This is a genomic window from Trinickia sp. (assembly GCF_051961175.1).
In the GTDB taxonomy this organism is placed as follows: domain Bacteria; phylum Pseudomonadota; class Gammaproteobacteria; order Burkholderiales; family Burkholderiaceae; genus Trinickia.
The window spans coordinates 1-4542 of the sequence record NZ_JBQCDN010000079.1 but is presented as its reverse complement, the minus strand read 5'-3'; the positions used below and the strand labels follow the sequence as shown (position 1 = coordinate 4542).

Genomic DNA, 4542 nt, shown 5'->3' with positions numbered 1-4542 from the left:
CCACATCGGCGCGGCGAATACAACGGCCTGCTGCGCGGGTGCGGCGAACGTACCCGTGAACGCGGCACGCTGCAACGCCAGCATTTGCTGTTGCATCGCCATCATTTGCGCTTGCGCCATGTGCATTTGATAGTCAATCGCCTGCATCTGCGGCAACGCGGCAGCGGGCGGCATGCCACCCGTACTCGTTTGCATTTCGAAGCTGGCGCCGCCTTGCGGGCTGTGCCAACTCCACGTACTGACCTTCATCGGGCCGGCCGCGGTTTGAACGACGTGCGTTTCGGCTTTCACCGGCACGGCTTGACCATTGACGTTGATGAACATCGGCTGCGCAGCGGAAGGCGCGCTCGGTTGCCCAGCGAGCGCGAGGACCGGGATCAGCGCCAGCGCGCCGGCTGCCATATACGAACGAAATTGCATATCCGTATCTCCATTGATCGATAGAGTTCGAGGAATCGACTACTAGAACGATGGGGCTCCAGAGGGAGTCACGCCTACTATGCGCGGGCGGGCTTAAACGAAGATTAAAGTGGCGGCCGAGTCCGCGCCTTTCAGCCTTACAACAAAGTCAGAAATACCTTACATTATCCTGGGGTCAAAAAATTCCCATCGTTGCCGATAAAGAGTGAATCGGCTTCTTCGCCGTATGAGAGCGTTGCGCACCGCGGCCGGGCGATCAGCCCGCCTCAACCGAGAATTCAAGAGCGAACAGCGTATGAGCATTGTCAAACGGCTGGCCCTGGCTTTTTCCCTTTTTGCGCTGTCGCTCGTGGCGGTCGGGGGGTACGGCGTCTGGCAACTGCGGCAATCCGAGGGGCGTCTGGAATACGTTCAATCTCACATACTGCCTGCCTTGCAGGACCTCGGCGCGATCACGGCCAGCCTCACCGATATCCGAATCCTGTTGTACCGCCACGGCATGACACTCGACGCGGAAGGAAAGTCGGCGATCGAACAGCAGGTTTCAGCTCGAAAACAAACACTCGACGGTCTGATCGATAAGTACGCGAAGGAGGATCAGTCCGGCGATCGCGATCGGGAACTGACGGAGGCCGATCGCGCCAATTTTGGCGACTACAAGGACGCGGTGTCGAAGTTCCTGGAGATCTCGCGCGCGGGCGATGCGGATGCCATCAAGACGGCGTTGTTCAAGGACGGCCCGATGGATGCCGCCAGCAAGAAGCTCCGCGCGGGTCTGGCCGCGCATGCCGGATATAACGTGAAGCTGGCGGAAGATTCGCGGGATACGAACGATGCCGTGTATACACGCGCGGTATGGACGCTGTCATCCGGCATCGTATTGATCCTGCTGCTTACCTGCGCGCTTGCCGTGCGCGTGCTGGGGCATATCCGTACGAGCCTGCTCGGCATAGGCAACGTTCTGCGAACGGCCAGCCGGTCGCTCGACCTGACGCAACGCGTTCCCGTTATGCGGGCGGATGAGATCGGCGATACCGCCAGCGCATTCAACGCACTCGCAAGCCGGATTGCGGAAGTCCTCGGTACCGTTCATCGCTCGACCCACGCCGTGACGGCGGCGTCGCAGCAAATTGCGGCGGGTAATCTCGATCTGTCATCGCGTACCGAGCAGCAGGCTGCGTCGCTCGAGGAAACGGCGTCGAGCATGACGCAACTGACGGCAACGGTGAAACAGAACGCAACGAGCGCGCTCGAGGCCGACACGCTGGCGAGACAGGCGGCCGACATGGCGGACAAAGGCAGTGGCGCCACACGCGAGATGTTGGGAACGATCGCCAACATCAGCGAGAGTTCGACGAAGGTTTCCGATATCACGGGCCTGATCGAGGGCATCGCATTTCAGACCAACATCCTCGCGCTCAACGCCGCGGTCGAAGCAGCCCGTGCGGGTGAACACGGTCGCGGATTCGCCGTTGTCGCGAGTGAAGTTCGGAGTCTCGCGCAGCGTGCAGCCGCCGCGGCGAAAGAGATCAAGCACATTATCGAGACATCGGTTGAGACGATCCAGGAGGGCTCCGATCAAGCAACGGCCGTTAGCGCCACGATGGATCAGGTCAAGGAAGTGATCCGGCAGGTTTCCACGATCATTCGTGAAATCGCCGTGGCGTCGGAGGGGCAGAGCCGTGGCATCGAAGAGGTGAGCCTCGCCGTGACCCAGATGGACGAAGTCACACAACAGAATGCCGCGCTTGTCGAGGAAGCGGCCGCTGCGGCGCAGTCGCTCCAGGAGCAGGCGAGCGCGTTGAGGGACGCCGTGTCGGTATTTAGACTGGAGGGCGCGCATTAGGGATCGTCGCGAGCGGCGCCGTGGCTTGGTTCGCTTGGCGCGCGCATTCGCTATGGGCCATCCCCGCGTTTCTTCTATACGGCACGCTTTATTGCAGCCCGGCCGATTCGCGCCGATTCGCGCTGGCACGAGTGCGGCCACGGCACCGCATTCAAGACGTTCGTTCCGAGCGTAGGCGCCTCGTCTTGCGGACAACGCGAGCGCCTGCCTGAACGCCCAGCGTTTTGCCATCGCCGATCGCTCCAGAATTTGTATAAATACGGCAACCGATCATATTACCGTTTCATTTCTGTAACGAAAACCCCTATTCAGCCGGCATAGTTCCTGGCCGATAGGCACTTAAGAGCAGGGCTTTCCCGTCCTCAACTTTTCGGGGTGCGAAAAATTTCTATGGTTACCTTTGCGAGCAGCATTCGAGTCCGGATCATGGCGATACTCGGCAGCTGCGTCCTTCTCTTGCTGGTTGTTGGCGTGTTCTCGCTGACGGGCCTCTCCAAATTGAACGGCCTCGTGGAAGACGGCTACAGCGGCACCACAGTACCGATCATTCAACTGTCGCAAATACGCGCGTCGATGCTCGATATTCGCCTGCAGTTTCGACGGATGCAGGTATTCCACGACGATCCGCAGAAGGTGAAGGAGTCTGCCGATGCCGTGCGTGTCGATCTGGATCAGCTCTCCACTAAATGGAAGGCGTACTACTCTGCCAGCGTGACGTCCGGCGATGAGCATGCCGTCGCGGACAAGATCAATGCGAGCCTCGGCGATTTCGTGAACCTGTCCAACACGATCGCTGCCGAGGTGGCGGCCGACCCTCAGAAAGTGACGGCCGATGCGGCGCAGATCGATCAGCACGCGGCGGCCGGGCGATCGCTGAGCGATTTGCTCACGCAAGACGTCGCCGTCAACGACGCGCAAGCGAAGGCGTCGGTGGCCGAAAGCGAATCGACGTTCAAGACGATTTTTGGCGTCGCGGCGGCGTTGCTCGTGATCGGCGTTGCGGTTGCGGTCACCGGCTCCATGTTCCTGCAGGGATGGGTCATGAAGCCGTTGAAGAAAGCAATCGCACTGGCCAACCATATCGCAGCGGGACGGCTTGAAAATCGCGTGGTTGTCGATACGGCGGGCGAATTCGGGCAGTTGCTGAGCGCGCTCAAGGAGATGGACGATAAGCTGAGCGGGACCGTGCGCGACATCAAGCGCTCGGCCGAATCGGTCGCAATGGCGTCGAGCGAAATCGCGAGCGGCAACGTCGATCTATCGGCCCGCACGGAACAGCAAGCTGCCTCGCTCGAGGAAACGGCGGCCAGCATGACCGAATTGACGCAGACGGTGAAACAGAACGCCGACAATGCGGAACAAGCGACCGCACTGGCGACGAACGCGACCGATCTCGCGAATCAGGGCAACGAAGCCGTGCAGGTGATGGTCGGCACGATCGAAAAGATCAGCGGCAGTTCGGCGAAGATTTCCGAAATCACGGCGGTGATCGAAGGCATCGCCTTCCAAACCAATATTCTGGCGTTGAATGCCGCGGTGGAAGCGGCGCGAGCGGGGGAGCAAGGTCGCGGTTTTGCGGTGGTGGCCAGTGAAGTGCGCAGCCTCGCTCAACGTTCCGCAACGGCCGCGAAGGAAATCAAGGAATTGATCGGCAGCTCCGTTGATGAGATTCAGGACAGCGTGCGGCAGGCGGCGCAAGTCGGTTCGTCGATGAATCAGGTCAAGGGGGCGATCAAGCAGGTGTCGGATCTGGTCGAGGAAATTGCCGCGGCGTCGGTGGAGCAAAGCCGAGGCATCGAGCAGATCGGCCAGGCGGTTTCGCAAATGGACGAAGTGACGCAGCAAAATGCGGCGCTGGTTGAACAAGCCGCGGCGGCTGCGAAATCGCTCGAGGATCAGGCCGGTACGTTGCGTACGGCCGTCGGGACGTTCAAGCTGTCGGACATGGCGGATGTTGCGATGCCGACGCGCGTGGCGGCCGCGCTGAAACGGCCGGCCACGGTGGCTGCACGTCCGGTTCGGGCAGCGACACGTAGCTCTGCGAGTGTGTCAGCCGTGCGTCCGAAAGCGCAGCCCGCCCGAGTCGAGCCTCGTGCAGCGAAGCCCGACGTTTCGATGGCGGCAGTCGACGATAAGAGTTGGGAGACGTTCTGATCGCGCGGCGCCCGTCGCCCGCTGTGTTTGGGGCAGGGCATTTTGGCCGCCGGCGCATTTGTGTGCATTTGCGGCAGGGCGCACCGCTTGCCGGGCAAATTTCTTTATGCGAAACCCGGGGT

At 60.9% G+C, this 4542-nt stretch carries 3 protein-coding genes and 1 pseudogene; 3 read left to right on the top strand and 1 reads right to left on the bottom strand.

Annotated features, from left to right (window positions below):
- On the bottom strand, positions 1 to 420 hold a 420-nt coding region (locus ACTHL0_RS04360; protein WP_440565364.1), incomplete at its 3' end, for a hypothetical protein.
- A 295-nt stretch (positions 421 to 715) separates the two neighbouring features.
- Here ACTHL0_RS04360 and ACTHL0_RS04355 point away from each other — a divergent pair.
- From ACTHL0_RS04355 to ACTHL0_RS04345, 3 genes and pseudogenes are all read left to right on the top strand, one after another.
- Positions 716 to 2266, top strand: a complete 1551-nt coding sequence (locus ACTHL0_RS04355) for a methyl-accepting chemotaxis protein (RefSeq protein WP_440565363.1) — start codon at positions 716 to 718, stop codon at positions 2264 to 2266.
- 2 nt (positions 2267 to 2268) lie between these two features.
- Positions 2269 to 2425: pseudogene (locus ACTHL0_RS04350) on the top strand (fatty acid desaturase); the annotation flags it as partial.
- Between the two features lie 231 nt (positions 2426 to 2656).
- Positions 2657 to 4420 (top strand): methyl-accepting chemotaxis protein, encoded by a 1764-nt coding sequence (locus tag ACTHL0_RS04345; RefSeq protein ID WP_440565362.1) that lies wholly within the window; start codon positions 2657 to 2659, stop codon positions 4418 to 4420.
- The last annotated feature ends 122 nt before the right edge of the window (positions 4421 to 4542 follow it).